Genomic DNA, 14,998 nt, shown 5'->3' on the forward strand with positions numbered 1-14,998 from the left:
AGACCTCCACAATCAATCAGCCGGTCAAAGTGACTCGCGCAAACTTGCGCTTGCCCACTTGCAGCACATAGCTGCCCGGCTCCAGTTGCAAACCTTTATCGTCCACACGTTCGCCATTGATGCGCACGCCGCCCTGCTCCACGTTGCGCTGGGCTTCGCTGCCAGAAGCAACCAGACCTGCTTCGCGCAAGACGCGCAGCAAGGCCAGTTCACCGGCCACGGTTACCTCGGGCATGTCTTCGGGCATTTCGCCACGACGGAAACGGGCATCGAATGTTTCCAGTGCCTGTGCGGCGGCTTGGGCGCTATGGAAACGTGTGACGATCTCCTGTGCCAGCTCCACTTTGACTTCACGCGGGTTACGGCCTTCTTCAATCTGCTTTTGCAGACCGGCGATGTCTTCCAGACTACGGAACGACAGCAGCTCGAAGTAACGCCACATCAAGGTGTCGGAGATGGACATCAACTTGCCGAACATGGAGTCCGGCGTTTCACTGATACCAATGTAATTGCCTTTGGATTTGGACATTTTTTCTACGCCGTCCAAACCCACCAGCAATGGCATGGTCAAAATACATTGCTGTTCCTGACCATATTCTTTTTGCAATTCACGGCCCACCAGCAAATTGAATTTCTGGTCGGTACCGCCCAATTCCACGTCCGCTTTCAATTGAACCGAATCGTAGCCTTGCAGCAAGGGGTACAGAAATTCGTGAATTGAAATAGGCTGATTGCCTTTAAAGCGTTTGGTAAAGTCATCGCGCTCCATCATGCGAGCCACGGTATAACGCGACGCCAACTGAATCATGCCGCGCGAACCGAGCTTGTCGCACCATTCCGAGTTGTAGCGAACTTCGGTACGGGCCGGGTCCAGAACCAGCGCGGCCTGATCGTAGTAGGTCTTGGCGTTGGCAATGACCTGCTCGGGCGTTAAAGGCGGGCGAGTCGTGTTGCGGCCGCTGGGATCGCCAATGGTGGAGGTGAAGTCGCCAATCAGAAAGATGACGGTATGCCCCAGATCCTGCAGCTGGCGCATCTTGTTGAGCACCACCGTGTGCCCCAGGTGAATGTCGGGAGCCGTGGGGTCCAGACCCAGCTTGATACGCAGGGGCTGTCCTGTTGCATGGCTGCGCGCCAGTTTGCGGGCAAACTCGGATTCGACGAGCAATTCGTCGCAGCCGCGTTTGACGATGGCTAAATCAGCCAGGACTTCTGGAGAAAGGGGCTCTGAGGGGGATGACATAACAAATCTGGTGACAAACTAATGAGTAAAAATGCTCGAAAAATTAAGCCTAATGCGCTAGGATAGCCTGCTATTGCGAGACGTGCTTAATTAATGAGCAAGGTTTCGTAAACCAAATTATTTTATCATTCCCGCGCAGGTCAGATTGCCAGGGCTGGAATGTTCTGTCCGCCCAGTACAACTGACCTCCGCCTGCCTGCCGGGTGGACAGTAAACCGTACGTCCAACAAGGTTCTGGTTTTATGTTCAGCAAAGGGAAACGCTCCTCCTCCCACCTCGACATCCACCAGCCTCGGTCCGCCCGAGCCCTTTTTATCCGCGCCGGTTTGATCACGCTTGCTCTGGGCTCTTTTGTAGCCGCCGGCGCACTTGCCGTGGTCATGCCCAGCAGCCCGGAACCCCAGATCTACGAGGCCCGCACCGCCTTGACCCTGCCGTCGGACCTGACCGTCCTGCAAGCTCAGGATCAACAAGCCTACATTACTGAAACCCGCATCCGCCGTGGCGACACCCTGTCCGCCCTGCTCCAGCGCATGGAGGTCAGTGAAGAAGGGCTGCTGCAATTTCTGACGCACGACAAGAAAGCGCGCTCCATCTACAAGCTTTACCCTGGCCGCACCATACAAGCCGCATTGGATGCCAATGGCAATTTGCAGTGGCTGCGCTACCGTCACACCCCTTATACCGAGCAAGCTGGCCAGGGTCAGGCCAGTTGGCTGGAAGTACGCCCGGACGGAAACAACGGCTTTACCGCCCAGGAACAGACCGACCTGACACAGACTCGTGTGCGTGTGGCCCAGGCCACCATCAACAGCTCGCTGTTTGGCGCCAGTGATCAGGCCGGCATTCCCGACAACATCACCCTGCAAATGGCGGATGTGATGGGCAGCAAGATTGACTTCCTGAAAGACCTGCGTAAGGGCGACAGTTTCCGCGTGGTCTACGAGTCCTACGGCCATGAAGGCCAGGACGTGGGTTCGGGCCGACTGCTGGCCGTGGAATTCATCAATCAGGGCAAAACTCATGAAGCCGCCTGGTTCCAGCCTGAAAACGGCTCCGGCGGTTACTACGACTTCAGCGGCCAAAGCCTGAAAGGCGCGTTCCTGCGCACCGCCCTGAAGTTCACCCGTATCAGCTCTACCTTTGGGGGCCGCCGCCATCCAGTACATGGCGGCTGGCGCAACCACAAAGGCGTGGACTACGCCGCCCCATCAGGCACCCCGATCCACGCTACCGCAGATGGCACGGTCGAGTTTATTGGCCGCCAAAACGGTTACGGCAATACGATCATTCTGAAGCATCATGGTCAGTTCACTACCTTGTACGCTCACCAGAGCCGTTTTGCAGCCGGTCTGCGCAAGGGCGACCGCGTGGAACAGGGTCAGTTGATTGGCTATGTAGGCTCGACCGGTTGGGCAACAGGCCCACACCTGCATTACGAGTTCCGAATCGCCCAAAAAGCGGTTGATCCCCTGTCGGTAGACCTGCCAGTCGCACGCGTTCTGGATGCCCCACAGCGCAGACAGTTCCAGCAAACCCTGGCTTCCTACCAGAACAGCTTTGCCTTGCTGCACACAGATGCTGAACCCGTGAAGCTGGCTAGCCGCTAAACCATGAAAGCCCCCCTGTTTATCGGACTGATGTCTGGTACCAGCATGGACGGAGTGGATGCCGTGCTGGCATCCTTCGGTCCACAGGGGGCACAGATACACCAAACCCACAGCCTGACCATGCCAGCTGCTCTGCGAGATGAGCTGCTGGCTTTACAGCATCCTGGGCACAATGAACTGGCCCGTGCCAGTGTCGCCGCCCTGCAGTTGACCGAACTCTACGCCCAAGCCTGCCTGCCCTGGACCCAAGGCCCGGAGAAAGACCTGATCCGAGCGATTGGCGTACACGGCCAGACTATCCGCCATGCGCCTGACCAGGGCTATACCCTGCAATTGAATGCCCCTGCCCTGCTGGCCGAACGCTGCGCAGTGGACGTGATTGCGGATTTCCGCAGCCGGGATATTGCAGCGGGTGGCCAAGGTGCGCCATTGGTGCCCATTGTTCATGAGGCGCTTTTCCGTCACGAGCATGGACGCGTCATTCTGAACCTGGGCGGGATTGCGAATATTTCCCTGCTGCTGCCTGGGCGTGATGTTTTTGGCTTTGATACTGGCCCGGCAAACATGCTGCTGGATGCCTGGGTGAACAAACATGAAGGCCAGCCCTACGACAAGGACGGGCAATGGGCCAATAGCGCGGCGTCTGACCCTGCCCTGCTTGCCAGTCTGTTAAGCGAATCCTGGTTTGCTCTGCCTGCGCCTAAATCTACGGGCCGTGATCTGTTCAATTTGGGGTGGCTGCAGGAGCACCTGGATCGTGTTGATCCGAAAGGCGAGCTTCAGCCTGCTACGGTGCAATCCACTCTGATGGATTTGACCGTACATAGCGTTGCACAAGCCATCCAGCCTTACGCAGATCAGATTCAAGAGCTGATTGTATGTGGTGGTGGCGCTGCCAATCCTGCCATGCTGAAACGCCTGGGCGATCTGGTGACTATGCCTATTCGCTCCAGCGCCGAGCTGGGCATGGATCCGCAATCCATCGAAGCCCTGGCCTTTGCCTGGCTGGCTTACGCGCATATCGAACGCATTCCTGCCGGGCTGCCTGCTGTGACAGGTGCGCGACGCGCTACGGTGCTGGGCGCTTGTTATCCGGCTTGAAAGCCATCTTGACGTAGCAAGGCTAACTTAAAGACCTGCGGAATCATAATCCACAGGTCAGAGCCCAGCCGACAACGTCGCAACCAAGCAGCCGCACCCGGACTCCCAACCCTAGCAAACAAAACACCCCAGACCCTGCATTCAGAGTCTGGGGTGTTTTTGTACAAACCTTCCAAAGCTATCCGCGCCGAACAATCAGCGCCAACCCTTTCTTCTTACATCGTGAAGGAAGAGCCGCAACCGCAGGTAGTTGTCGCATTAGGATTACGGATAACGAACTGAGCACCGTCCAGGTCGTCCTTGTAATCAATTTCAGCGCCCACCAGGTATTGGAAGCTCATGGCGTCAACCAGCAGTTGCACGCCATCCTTATCAATAATGGTGTCGTCGTCGTTAACCAGTTCGTCAAAGGTGAAGCCGTACTGGAAGCCGGAACAGCCGCCACCTTGCACGAAGACGCGCAGCTTCAGTTCGGGGCTGCCTTCTTCAATCAGGAGCTCACGGACCTTCTCAACCGCTGAATCAGTAAAGATCAGTGGGGAAGGAGGGGCTTGCAGATCAACGGATTCGGTAAGAGTGCTCATGTGGTTCTCCTGCCGGCCCCCGCCGGCATGAATAATTATCATGTGATCGCCTTGCACATGACCACCCGCGGGTAAGGTGATTAGTCTGGCTGGGCGATTTTTTCCTGGCGAGAGGCGCGGATAACGCTTCCTTCCAGGACGTTCAGCGTCAAGGCGGTGGGTTCAAAGCCTGGCGGCAAAGCCAGCCAACCCATGGCGCGCTGAAACTGGTTGAAGTTTAAAACCAAGGGATCGATCTGTTCTACAGACGACTCTGCCAGTACCGAGTCCGGCCCGGAACTGGGTGATAAATCGATTTTAACGTTTTTTCCGTCTTGTCGCCCAGTCAGCTGAAACTGCAGGCGGCCGGAAAAAGCCTTTCCTTCTGGGGCGTTACGTTGCAGCAGCACCTTGTACTCCAGCAAATCGCCCCTTTTAGCAACGTCCAGAGCTCGGACAGTCACCGAGCCACTAGGGCCGGGCGGAAGCAACTGTTCGTAGAAAGCCAGTTGTTCACGCGTTTGGGCCAGTTCCGTCTGGGTGGCCAGCAAGGACTTTTCCAAACCCTTGCGCGTACTCTCTTCCAGCACCAGTTGGCCGCGCAGCCCTTCAAACTCGCTTTGGATCTGCTTCAAGGATTGCTGACTACGCGCCAGATTCTGCATGGCCAGCTGTATTTGTTCGGACTGATCGGCAGGCTGAGTCAGGCTGCGGTAAAGCCACAGGCCCCCGCCGCCCAACAGCACTCCCAGCAATACGGCCAGTCCAATCGTCGTCGCTCCGCCCCGCGAGCGGGAAGGAGCGACAGTATGAGAATTGCTTTGCGGTGATTCAGCCATAAACATTTGACCTGTTCACCAAGGCCAAGTTCCCTTTAAGGCAAAATAGCAACGTGCTTCAAGCCGGTTTGTTCTGGCAGACCGAACAAGATGTTCATGTTCTGCACCGCCTGCCCCGAAGCGCCTTTAACCAGATTGTCCTGCACCACCAGAATGATCAGTTGGTCGCCATTACCAGGACGTTGCACGGAAATGCGCAGCTGATTGGAAGCGCGCACCGAGCGGGTTTCTGGCAGAGTACCGGCAGGCAGCACATCCACAAAGGTTTCCTGGGCGTAGCGCTGCTCGTACAAGGCCTGGAAGTCTGTATCCATGGCTTCCGGCTTGATGCGCGCGTAGATTGTGGAGAACATGCCGCGAATCATGGGCACCAGGTGAGGCACAAAGGTCAGACCGACCGGGCCACCGGCCAGGCGCTGCAACTGTTCCACAATTTCCGGGTGGTGACGGTGACCCGACACGCCGTAAGCCTTGAAGTTGTCGCTGGCTTCAGCAAACAGATTGGGAACCGAAGCCCCTTTACCAGCACCGGACACACCGGATTTGCAGTCTGCAATCAGATGCTGGGTATCAACCAGCGCCTTGCCGCCTTCCAGCAAGGGAGCCAGGCCCAGCAAGACGGTGGTGGGGTAGCAACCAGGATTACCAATAACCTTGGCTTGAGCAATCTTGTCGCGCAGCAGCTCTGGCAGGCCATAAGCCGACTGGCTCAGGATATCCGGGCAGCTGTGCTCCATCTTGTACCACTTCTGGAACACGTCCGTATCTTGCAGGCGGAAGTCTGCAGCCAGGTCAATAACGCGCACGCCTGCTTCCAGCAGACGCTCAACCTGGCTCATGGCCACGCCATGCGGAGTGGCAAAGAACACCACATCGCACTGTTCCAGATTGGCGTTTTCAGGGGTAGAGAACTTCAGATCCACATGGCCACGCAAGTTCGGATACATATCCGAGACAGGCACGCCGTCCTCTTTACGCGAGGTAATGGCGACCAGTTCCACCTGAGGGTGCTGACTTAATAGACGCAGCAACTCGACCCCGGTGTAACCTGTACCGCCGACAATCCCTACCTTGATCCGGGTATCGCTATGTGTAGCCATGAACTTTCCTGAAAGAGAGACGAGCAAAAATTCTATCTTAACGTAGTCCTGCCTGTTCTCAAGTACCAGAGCGGGCAAAGCAGGACAAATGTAGCCAGCAAACAAAAACCCCGGACAGGTCCGGGGTTTTTGAGCACCATAAACAGGTCGCGAGGCGAATTAACGCTTGCTGAACTGTTTGCGGCGACGTGCTTTGTGCAGACCGACTTTCTTACGCTCAACAGCACGAGCGTCGCGAGTCACCAAGCCAGCTTGTTTCAGTTCTGTCTTCAGTGTTGCGTCGTAGTCGATTAGAGCGCGGGTGATGCCGTGACGGGCAGCACCGGCCTGGCCGCTTTCGCCGCCGCCATGCACGTTGATCTTGATGTCGAACGATTCAACATGGTTGGTCAGCACCAGAGGCTGACGCACAATCATGCGACCCGTTTCGCGAGCAAAGTATTCGTCAACAGGCTTGCCGTTGACTACGATTTGACCCGTACCCTTCTTGATGAAGACACGAGCAACGGAGGTCTTGCGACGGCCCGTACCGTAATTCCAGTTACCAATCATGACCTATCCTTAGATGTCCAGAGTTTTAGGCTGTTGAGCACTGTGAGGATGCTCGGCACCAGCGTAAACCTTCAGTTTCTTGGCCATGGCGTAGCCCAGAGGGCCTTTTGGCAACATACCCTTGACGGCCTTTTCGATGGCACGGCCTGGGAAGCGCTCTTGCATGGTTTGGAAGTTGGTTTCGTAAATACCGCCTGGGTAGTTCGAGTGACGATAGTACTTCTTATCCTGCGCCTTGTTACCGGTCACGGCAATGTCAGCAGCGTTGATGATAATGATGTAATCGCCGGTATCAACGTGAGGGGTGTATTCGGGTTTGTGCTTACCACGCAAACGGCGTGCGACTTCGCTGGCCACACGACCAAGGACTTTGCCTTTAGCGTCAATCACAAACCAGTCACGTTTGACTTCAAGCGGCTTGGCCACGAAGGTCTTCATGATGGTTCCTAAATATTAAAATTCTGGGTCAAAGCAACATGCCTGGCCCATACAATCCACCCGCTTTTTCAAGCTGGGCAGCTCCATTTGGCCCTGCCAAGGCGTTATATTCCGCCCGTGCATTTCTGCCAAATAGCTCGCCATAATAACATAAATAGTGGATAACACTAGGGTTTTGTACGAAAACACAGGTTTTTCGCCACAACCCGGCGCGCTCTCATAGAGGGAAAGCACATAAAAAACCCCTGCCTTCCAAAGGAAAAACAGGGGTTAGCAAGACTGGCCGGTCGAACCGGAGCAGATTGCTCTGCCCAGCCCAAGCGACGGAGATCAGCCTTTTTTCTGGTTTGCCAAAGCAATGCCCAGGTAGTTGTCGTAGGAGCCTTCGGCAACACGGAACCAAGGCACAATCGCGTCACGGAAGCCCATGTAGTCGTCGTGAATCTTCTTGAACATAGGATCCTTGTCGCAGAATTCCTTGTACAGAACATTGGCGGTCTTGAAGGACTCGTCCATCACGTCGCGCGGGAAAGCTTTCAGTACCGCACCGCTGGCGATCAGGCGACGCAGTGCGCCTGGGCTTTGGGCGTCGTATTGGGAGATCATGCGCTCGCCAGCAGCACGCGAGGCAATTTCAATCAGGGACTGATATTGCTTGGGCAGCGCTTGGAAAGCGGCGTCGTTCACGTACAGCGACACCTGGGCCGAACCTTCCCACCAACCGGGGTAGTAGTAGTACTTGGCCACTTTCTGGAAGCCCAGCTTTTCGTCGTCCACTGGACCCACAAACTCCACGGCGTCCAGCGTGCCTTTTTCCAGCGAGGGATAAATATCGCCTGGTGGCACTTGCTGAGGCACCACACCCATGCGGGCCAGCACTTCGCCAGCAAAACCGGCGGTACGCATCTTCAGACCTTTCAGGTCTTCCAGGGAATTGATTTCCTTGCGGTACCAACCACCCATCTGGGTGCCGGTATTACCGAAAGCAAAGTTGATGATGTTACGGGTGGCGAACAGTTCACGCAGCAGCTTGGTACCGTTGCCTTCCTGCATCCAGGCATTCATCTGACGAGCGTTCAGACCAAATGGCACCGCTGTGTCAAAGCTGAAAGAAGGATCTTTACCGTAGTAGTAATACGAGGCCGTCTGGCCGCATTCCACCGTGCCATTGCTAACAGCGTCCATCACACCAAAACCGGGGACGATTTCACCAGCAGGATACAGACGAATGTTGAAGTTGCCGTCAGAGGCCTCTTCCACCATCTTGCAAAACGACTGGGCTGTCGAAAACAGAGCCGGGGTAGCGGGACCGTATGTCGATGTCAGCTTCCAATTAACCTTGGGATTGCTTTGGGCAATAGCAGGAGCAGCAATAGCGGCAGTACTGGCTACGGCGCCAAGACCTGCCTTTTTCAGAAACGAGCGACGCTGCATGAATAACCTCCTTGTGGGTATTCGGTAACTGGGAAATATTTTTATGCTATGGATAGTACACTGGCGCGCCCCGAATAGGGGGCTGGGAAAGCCCGGATTATCCCGCAAATCCGGCCCTATATTGTCGGGTCTTTGATCTGAAACACCTGAACGGCACCCCATGGAAAACGGCCTGAGTCGAAAGCAAGTTTGAACTCAGGCCGTAATCATCTGATTTCTGAGCGCCCTCTTGACTGTGACCAGGCATGGCGGGCCAAGCAAATTTTCCAGGCAGCAGAAATCAGGAACCGGCCACCGACATCTGCTCGATCAGGATGGAGCCCGTGCGTTTGGAGCCGGCCGCAAAGGTATCGGCGCCCACGGCCACAATCTGTGCGAACATCTCGGCCAGATTGCCCGCAATGGTCACCTCTTCCACCGCGTGCTGAATACGGCCGTTTTCCACCCAGTAACCAAAGGCGCCACGCGAATAATCGCCGGTCAGGTAATTAATACCCTGACCGATCAGCTCGGTTACCAGCAACCCGCGACCCATTTTCTTCAACATGGCATCCAGATCGTCCTCGGGACGGGTCAGACGCGAACTCAGCAAGAGGTTGTGCGAGCCACCGGCATTTCCTGTGGAAGGCATGCCCAGCTTGCGACCGGCATAAGAGGACAGGAAATAGCCTTTCAGCTCGCCGCCGCGCACCACATCACGGTCGCAGGTGCGCACCCCTTCCGAATCAAATGGTGCACTGCCCATGGCCGCTGACAGATGCGGGCGCTCCAGCACATCAATGTGCTTGGCCATGACGGACTTGCCCAGCTTATCGAGCAGGAAGCTGGTTTTGCGATACAGAGCCGAGCCGCTGGTCGCCTGCACCAAGGAACCAATCAAGCCCACGGCTAAAGGAGCCTCGAACAAAACCGGGTAACGACCCGTAGGAATCCGGCGCGCGGACAGGCGCGACAAGGTTCGCTCGGCCGCGTAGCGCCCCACCGACTCGGGGCTGGCCAGACGCGAAGGATCACGCGAGCTGCTGTACCAGTAGTCGCGGTGCATATTGTCACCCTTGCCTGCAATGGGGCTGACGCTGAGCGAGTGGCGACTGTAGGGATAGCCCCCCAGAAAACCACGGCTGTTGCCCATCACAAAATGCCCTTCCAGCGTATCGACTGACGCGCCTTCGGAATTGCTGATCAGGGGGCTCAACTCCAGCGCAGCCTGCTCGGCACGGATGGCCAGCTTGGCAGCCTGGTCGGCATCCAGCATCCAGGGATGATGCAAGTGCAGATCGGGATAGGTTTGGGCCAGCATGTCCTTTTCAGGCAGACCGGCAAAGGGATCTTCAGCGGTATAACGGGCAATATGCCAGGCGGCTTCCACGGTCTCACGCAGTGCCTTGACCGAAAAGTCCGACGTGGAGGCCGAGCCACTGCGCTGGCCTGCAAACACGGTCACACCCAAGGAGCGGTCTTGCGTCTGCTCTACCGTTTCCAATTCCATCTGGCGCACGGAGACGGCCAGACCTTTGTTTTCTGAAATGTCGACGGCAGCATCACTGGCGCCCAGTTTTTTGGCATGCCGCAGCGCCTCGTCCACCAATTCGCAGAACTGGAACTGATTGGCGCTGATCGACAATTGGGAAATAGTTGGATGACTCATTGCTACTCTTTGAGGGTTAGGCGGTTATCATAGCCAATTGGCGACAATCTTTGCTATTTCACTTCTTATGGCCCGTCCACGCACTGAAATCGATGAAAACGGTTACGACCGCCCCAGCAAATCGCAGGTAAAACGCGAAATGCACGCTCTGCTCGACCTGGGCAAACGCCTGATCGAGCTCTCGGACGACCGACTCAAACAACTTGATCTGGGCGAGTCCTTGATGGCCGCCATCAAGGATGCCAAGCGCATCAGCCCGACGGCCCGCGAAGGACGCCGCCGTCAAATCCACTATGTGGGCAAGCTGATGCGCAATGTGGATCCCGAACCGATCCTGAAACAACTGGACGTCTGGGAAAACGGCTCCAAGGAAGACACCCGCGCCATGCACAGGCTGGAAGCCTTGCGCGACCTGTTGTTGCGTGATGACGACGCTCTGACCGAATTCATGAATGAATTTTCCGGCGCCGATATCCAGCAATTGCGCACCCTGATTCGTGCCGCACGCAAAGAAGCGGAGAAAAATTCCACACTGGTACAAGGCCAGGATCCACAACGCAAGCACTACCGCGCCCTGTACCAGTACATCAAGACCTTGGTAGATCTTTCGGAGTCCGCATGAACCCTCTGCTTGAGTCGATTGAAATTGAAACCGGTGCCAATCCCCAGCACGCCGTTATCTGGCTGCATGGCTTAGGCGCAGACGGCCACGATTTTGCCCCTATCGTGCCAGAGCTGGGCCTGCAAAATGCCCCCGCTATCCGTTTCATTTTCCCGCACGCCCCCATCCAGCCCGTCACCATTAACGGCGGCATGGCCATGCGTTCCTGGTATGACATTTATGTTGCCGACCTGGTGCGTCACGAGGACGAAAGCGGCCTGCGCCAATCGCAGATCGAAGTGCAGAATCTGATTGCCCGTGAAAACGCTCGCGGCATACCTACAGAAAACATTGTGCTGGCCGGTTTCTCGCAAGGCTGTGCCATGACCTTGCAAACCGGCTTGCGCTTGCCCGAGCGCCTGGCTGGCATGCTCTGCCTGTCCGGTTACCTGCCCTTGGCCGCTGCGGTGGAAAAAGAACGTCATCAGGCCAATCAGAACACGCCTATTTTCATGGCGCATGGCAGCATGGACCCGGTCGTACCGCTTACCCGTGCCGAAGCCAGCCGTCAGCAGCTGGAAGCCATGGGCTATCAGGTGCAATGGAATGTCTACCCCATGCCCCACGCTGTTTGCCCGGAAGAAATCAGCGCGATTGGCCAGTTTCTGAAGCAGGTACTGAAGTAAGCTTCGCGCCTGCAAAAGCGATTGCCTGGCAGGCGAAGTGCAAGAAAAACGCCACTGATATCCAGTGGCGTTTTTTTATGGACTGATACAGCCTGAAAATCAGTCCGATCGGCGCGTTTCGCCCAGATCCAGCCAGACACGACGCATGCTGGGATCTTCCGGGTCGGCGTCGTTCTGAAAGCCCAGACGTTTCATCAAGGCTTGCATGGGCGCATTGGAAGCCAGCACATAACCGTCTATATAGGTCAGCCCCTGCTCGGCGGCGGCCTGTATCAGCGCCTCCATCAAGGTGACGCCCAGACCGCGCCGCTGCCAGGCATCCCCAATGACCAGGGCGTATTCCGCCCCCCGACCATCACCATTACGAAGATAGTGGGCAAAGCCAATAATCTCGTCGCGCGGATGGTTACGGTTATCTGGGTTGGGTGAACGCACAGTGGCGATCAAGGCCAGCTCCCGGTCGTAGTCGATGCGGGTGTAGCGGGACAGCATGCGTGGTGTCAGTTCGCGCAGCATGGACACAAAGCGCATGTAGCGGCTTTCGTCCGACAGGCCACGCATAAAAGTCTGCAGGGCCTCGGCATCCTCAGGGCGGATCGGGCGCAAGGTCCAGCGCTGCCCGTCCTTGAACTGACGCCGTTCAATCATGTGACGCGGGTAGGGGTGAATCGCCATATGGCGATAACCCGCTGTCTCGGGCAGCACCAGCATGGACTGCTTGCTCAACGAGATCGAAATACTCTTGATATACAGACTGTTCTCGCCCGCCATGATGGGGTCCAGCACCACGCGACGCACACCGGGCAGCTCGCTCATCAAGTCCGACAAACGCTCCAGCACCTGCAACAGCTGCGTCAACACCAAAGGGGTCAATTGCGAGGACAGGCTCTTGCGCCACAAAGGACTACGCTCTACCAACTGGCGTGCCAGATAGCGGTTCAGAGGTGGCAGTTCTACCGCCGGATAGGATGAGGAAAGCCAATCCGCGTGATCGGCTCCACCGAACACGGCGTAAGGGCCCAGCTTGTCATCGGTCTCAAAACGCAGACCCATGGGCGGAACATCGGGATCAGGCTCTCCCTGATCGTGCGTCACGCGCAAATCCACCACAGGCACATGGAAGTAGCGCAGCAAATCACGACACTCCTGTTCGCTGGCCTCGCGTCGCTCGCTTTGAATCTGGCGCACCAGTTCGCGAGCAGGCTCTACCTCTGGCAAGGTGCCCAGCGGCAAAGGCGGCAGGGTTTGCTGCGACAAATGCTGGTTGTAGTGATAGCGGGCCAGCAGGTCAAAGGCATTGGCCGCCGTATCCGGGGTACGGAAAGCCGGTGTCCCCACCCCATCCAGCAGATGACGCAGGGGCCGCATATCCGCATCCCCAATCAAGCAGGTAATGATGGGCTTGCGAGCACTGGCCGACAACATGGCCAACTCACGCGATACCGCCGGCATATCGGCCAAAGGGTCCGGGGTCAACAAGACCAGCACTCCGTCGATATCCTTATCGTCCAGCAAGGTAGAAATGACCGAGTCGATACGCATGGGCGTCAACGGCACATAGGTCACCACCGGGTTCTGAACCTGGTCGCCAGGCGCCAGCAGATTATCCAGCGCTCGCTGGGTCGAGGGCGACAGCTCCGGACACGTCACCGCCGCATCCGAACCGAGTACGTCCAGGGCCATCTGCGCCGCGCCGTTCCCATTGGAAAACAAGGCAATACGCCGCCCTTTGGGACGACGGGTATACACCAGCACCTTCAGGGCCGAGAACAGCTGCACAAAATAACGGATGCGCACCGCCCCCACGCGCCGCATCAAGGCATTGAATACCGCCTCGTGGGCCTCGCCCTGCTGACGCTGGCCGCCTACCTTCAGGACCACCACAGGTTTGACAGCCGCCACCGCATGCAAGGCACTGGTAAAACGGCGAGACGCAGGCGTGTGCTCCAGATACAGCGCAATACTGTCTGTGCGCGGGTCCATGGCCAGATACTCCAGCACCTCGGGCACGTCGATAACAGCCTCGTCCCCTACCGACACAATGGCGGAGAAACCCAGGCTGACATCTTCAGCCCAGTCCATCAAGGCCGAGGTAATGGAGCGCGACTGGGACACCAGCGCCACGCGGCCCGCCAATGCCATTTGCGGCTCGTGACTTAAATTGATGCCCAGATGTGGCCGCTGTACTCCGAAGGCACGCGGCCCCAGCACCAGACAATTATTGATACGGGCCCAGGAGCGCGCATACACCATGTCTTCCATGGGATCGCGGGAAGCCAGATTCGAAGGCAGGAGCAGAACCACACGCGGCTTGTGCACTCGAATGGCATCCAGAGCCTGCGGCAAACGCACCGGTTCAATACACACCAGCGCCAGATCCAGACGCTGTGTATCGGTCAATCCTTCCAGACGATCGGGCACCAGCACCTGCGTGGCCGTAATCCGTGCCTGCGTGATCCGTCCAGCCAATCGGGCTGGCATCTCGTTGATCAGGGGCAAGGGCAAGGTGGAAACGACCAACACCGAACGGGGCTCAAACAATGCTGTCAGACGATGCCTTAGGGCTGCCATGATTGTTCCGCCATAAGAAGACCACACACCAAAATAATGAATTCCCTCATCTTAAGCACAGCTGTCTACAAATAAAAGAGACTTGGCCGGCTATCTCTGTCTTGCATCATGCCGCCGGTTTTTACCCCGCAAAGGGCCATTCATATACTTTCGTATAGCGGCCATACGCCAATGCCTGGGTAAAAACGGCTCAAAGCCAGTCGCAAAGCGGCTTGCAGACCGTAAAATAACATCCGTTCGGAAAGCAGCACCTTTCGTTCTCTCTGACAGGAAAAACACACTATGTCCAGCGACGACAGTCGAAGAAAGATGCTGCACAGGCCCCTCAGACACTCCTGACCTACCGGCTTGTCTGCTGATGTGGCTTGCGCAGCACGATCAGGAGTCAACCATGCACCGCATTATTCATACTGGACCGATTCGGACCCTGAGCTCATCGGGTTCGCATCTTGCCACACATTGCCCACGCGAGCGCACTGCCCCCAGTCGCCGTCCCGCTCTTGCCTGGCGTATCAACACGGCCAGTCGCAAGCCAGAAATTCACTGGATTGCAGACAGTGACAAACCACCCTCAGCGCGAGTGTGGCGCTACAGCTTGCCCAGCCACTAAAC

Annotated in this window: 14 protein-coding genes; 5 read left to right on the forward strand and 9 right to left on the reverse strand. The window is 56.8% G+C overall.

The annotated features are described in order from the left end of the window. Positions 1–16: 16 nt before the first annotated feature. Positions 17–1,243 carry a tyrosine--tRNA ligase gene (gene tyrS / locus CPY64_RS14300; protein WP_042486366.1) on the reverse strand — a complete coding sequence of 409 codons (1,227 nt, stop codon included), beginning with the start codon at positions 1,241–1,243 and terminating at the stop codon, positions 17–19. Positions 1,244–1,485: 242 nt separating this feature from the next. Here tyrS and CPY64_RS14305 point away from each other — a divergent pair, with 242 nt between their 5' ends. Both CPY64_RS14305 and CPY64_RS14310 read left to right on the forward strand, forming a co-directional pair. Continuing rightward, positions 1,486–2,853 (forward strand): M23 family metallopeptidase, encoded by a 1,368-nt coding sequence (locus CPY64_RS14305; protein WP_042486368.1) that lies wholly within the window; start codon positions 1,486–1,488, stop codon positions 2,851–2,853. Between the two features lie 3 nt (positions 2,854–2,856). Next, the gene (locus CPY64_RS14310) at positions 2,857–3,954 is read left to right on the forward strand and encodes an anhydro-N-acetylmuramic acid kinase (protein WP_042486370.1); all 1,098 of its coding nucleotides are present in this window, start codon (positions 2,857–2,859) and stop codon (positions 3,952–3,954) included. 215 nt (positions 3,955–4,169) lie between these two features. On the opposite strand, the gene erpA is transcribed toward CPY64_RS14310, so the two are convergent. The 7 genes from erpA to pmbA form a co-directional block, all read right to left on the reverse strand. Further along, positions 4,170–4,538 carry an iron-sulfur cluster insertion protein ErpA gene (erpA, locus tag CPY64_RS14315; protein WP_003801826.1) on the reverse strand — a complete coding sequence of 123 codons (369 nt, stop codon included), beginning with the start codon at positions 4,536–4,538 and terminating at the stop codon, positions 4,170–4,172. A gap of 80 nt (positions 4,539–4,618) precedes the next feature. Beyond that, the gene (locus CPY64_RS14320; RefSeq protein WP_123794674.1) at positions 4,619–5,356 is read right to left on the reverse strand and encodes a DUF6776 family protein; all 738 of its coding nucleotides are present in this window, start codon (positions 5,354–5,356) and stop codon (positions 4,619–4,621) included. A gap of 35 nt (positions 5,357–5,391) precedes the next feature. Next, complete coding sequence (gene argC / locus CPY64_RS14325) at positions 5,392–6,456, reverse strand: N-acetyl-gamma-glutamyl-phosphate reductase (RefSeq protein WP_042486372.1); 1,065 nt, start codon at positions 6,454–6,456, stop codon at positions 5,392–5,394. Between the two features lie 159 nt (positions 6,457–6,615). Beyond that, positions 6,616–7,008, reverse strand: a complete 393-nt coding sequence (gene rpsI, locus CPY64_RS14330) for a 30S ribosomal protein S9 (RefSeq protein ID WP_009460666.1) — start codon at positions 7,006–7,008, stop codon at positions 6,616–6,618. Between the two features lie 9 nt (positions 7,009–7,017). After that, entirely contained in the window at positions 7,018–7,446 is a 429-nt protein-coding gene (gene rplM, locus CPY64_RS14335; protein WP_003801836.1) for a 50S ribosomal protein L13, read from the reverse strand. Positions 7,447–7,776: 330 nt separating this feature from the next. Continuing rightward, positions 7,777–8,880: a TRAP transporter substrate-binding protein gene (locus tag CPY64_RS14340; protein WP_042486377.1), complete on the reverse strand. Its 1,104-nt coding sequence runs from the start codon at positions 8,878–8,880 to the stop codon at positions 7,777–7,779. Between the two features lie 280 nt (positions 8,881–9,160). Then, the gene (gene pmbA, locus CPY64_RS14345) at positions 9,161–10,528 is read right to left on the reverse strand and encodes a metalloprotease PmbA (protein WP_042486380.1); all 1,368 of its coding nucleotides are present in this window, start codon (positions 10,526–10,528) and stop codon (positions 9,161–9,163) included. A 67-nt stretch (positions 10,529–10,595) separates the two neighbouring features. On the opposite strand from pmbA, the gene yjgA reads away from it, so the two are divergent. After that, complete coding sequence (gene yjgA, locus CPY64_RS14350; protein ID WP_042486381.1) at positions 10,596–11,150, forward strand: ribosome biogenesis factor YjgA; 555 nt, start codon at positions 10,596–10,598, stop codon at positions 11,148–11,150. Further along, the gene (locus tag CPY64_RS14355) at positions 11,147–11,815 is read left to right on the forward strand and encodes an alpha/beta hydrolase (RefSeq protein ID WP_035270496.1); all 669 of its coding nucleotides are present in this window, start codon (positions 11,147–11,149) and stop codon (positions 11,813–11,815) included. The genes yjgA and CPY64_RS14355 overlap by 4 nt, the downstream gene beginning before the upstream one ends. Before the next feature lie 99 nt (positions 11,816–11,914). Here CPY64_RS14355 and CPY64_RS14360 read toward each other — a convergent pair whose 3' ends face one another. Beyond that, the gene (locus tag CPY64_RS14360; RefSeq protein WP_042486384.1) at positions 11,915–14,386 is read right to left on the reverse strand and encodes a bifunctional acetate--CoA ligase family protein/GNAT family N-acetyltransferase; all 2,472 of its coding nucleotides are present in this window, start codon (positions 14,384–14,386) and stop codon (positions 11,915–11,917) included. 391 nt (positions 14,387–14,777) lie between these two features. Here CPY64_RS14360 and CPY64_RS19045 point away from each other — a divergent pair, with 391 nt between their 5' ends. Beyond that, positions 14,778–14,996, forward strand: a complete 219-nt coding sequence (locus tag CPY64_RS19045; RefSeq protein WP_123794676.1) for a hypothetical protein — start codon at positions 14,778–14,780, stop codon at positions 14,994–14,996. Positions 14,997–14,998: the final 2 nt, after the last annotated feature.

Origin of the sequence: Alcaligenes faecalis (genome assembly GCF_002443155.1) — a bacterium.
GTDB lineage: Bacteria > Pseudomonadota > Gammaproteobacteria > Burkholderiales > Burkholderiaceae_B > Alcaligenes > Alcaligenes faecalis.

What these genes read in the sequence shown, in the direction of transcription:
- CPY64_RS14340 (WP_042486377.1), bottom strand. Translation starts at nt 8,880, where the DNA reads ATGCAGCGTCGCTCGTTTCTGAAAAAGGCAGGTCTTGGCGCCGTAGCC.
- rplM (WP_003801836.1), bottom strand. Translation starts at nt 7,446, where the DNA reads ATGAAGACCTTCGTGGCCAAGCCGCTTGAAGTCAAACGTGACTGGTTT.
- CPY64_RS14305 (WP_042486368.1), top strand. Translation starts at nt 1,486, where the DNA reads ATGTTCAGCAAAGGGAAACGCTCCTCCTCCCACCTCGACATCCACCAG.
- tyrS (WP_042486366.1), bottom strand. Translation starts at nt 1,243, where the DNA reads ATGTCATCCCCCTCAGAGCCCCTTTCTCCAGAAGTCCTGGCTGATTTA.
- CPY64_RS14320 (WP_123794674.1), bottom strand. Translation starts at nt 5,356, where the DNA reads ATGGCTGAATCACCGCAAAGCAATTCTCATACTGTCGCTCCTTCCCGC.
- erpA (WP_003801826.1), bottom strand. Translation starts at nt 4,538, where the DNA reads ATGAGCACTCTTACCGAATCCGTTGATCTGCAAGCCCCTCCTTCCCCA.
- CPY64_RS14355 (WP_035270496.1), top strand. Translation starts at nt 11,147, where the DNA reads ATGAACCCTCTGCTTGAGTCGATTGAAATTGAAACCGGTGCCAATCCC.
- rpsI (WP_009460666.1), bottom strand. Translation starts at nt 7,008, where the DNA reads ATGATTGGTAACTGGAATTACGGTACGGGCCGTCGCAAGACCTCCGTT.
- CPY64_RS14310 (WP_042486370.1), top strand. Translation starts at nt 2,857, where the DNA reads ATGAAAGCCCCCCTGTTTATCGGACTGATGTCTGGTACCAGCATGGAC.
- argC (WP_042486372.1), bottom strand. Translation starts at nt 6,456, where the DNA reads ATGGCTACACATAGCGATACCCGGATCAAGGTAGGGATTGTCGGCGGT.
- CPY64_RS14360 (WP_042486384.1), bottom strand. Translation starts at nt 14,386, where the DNA reads ATGGCAGCCCTAAGGCATCGTCTGACAGCATTGTTTGAGCCCCGTTCG.
- pmbA (WP_042486380.1), bottom strand. Translation starts at nt 10,528, where the DNA reads ATGAGTCATCCAACTATTTCCCAATTGTCGATCAGCGCCAATCAGTTC.
- CPY64_RS19045 (WP_123794676.1), top strand. Translation starts at nt 14,778, where the DNA reads ATGCACCGCATTATTCATACTGGACCGATTCGGACCCTGAGCTCATCG.
- yjgA (WP_042486381.1), top strand. Translation starts at nt 10,596, where the DNA reads ATGGCCCGTCCACGCACTGAAATCGATGAAAACGGTTACGACCGCCCC.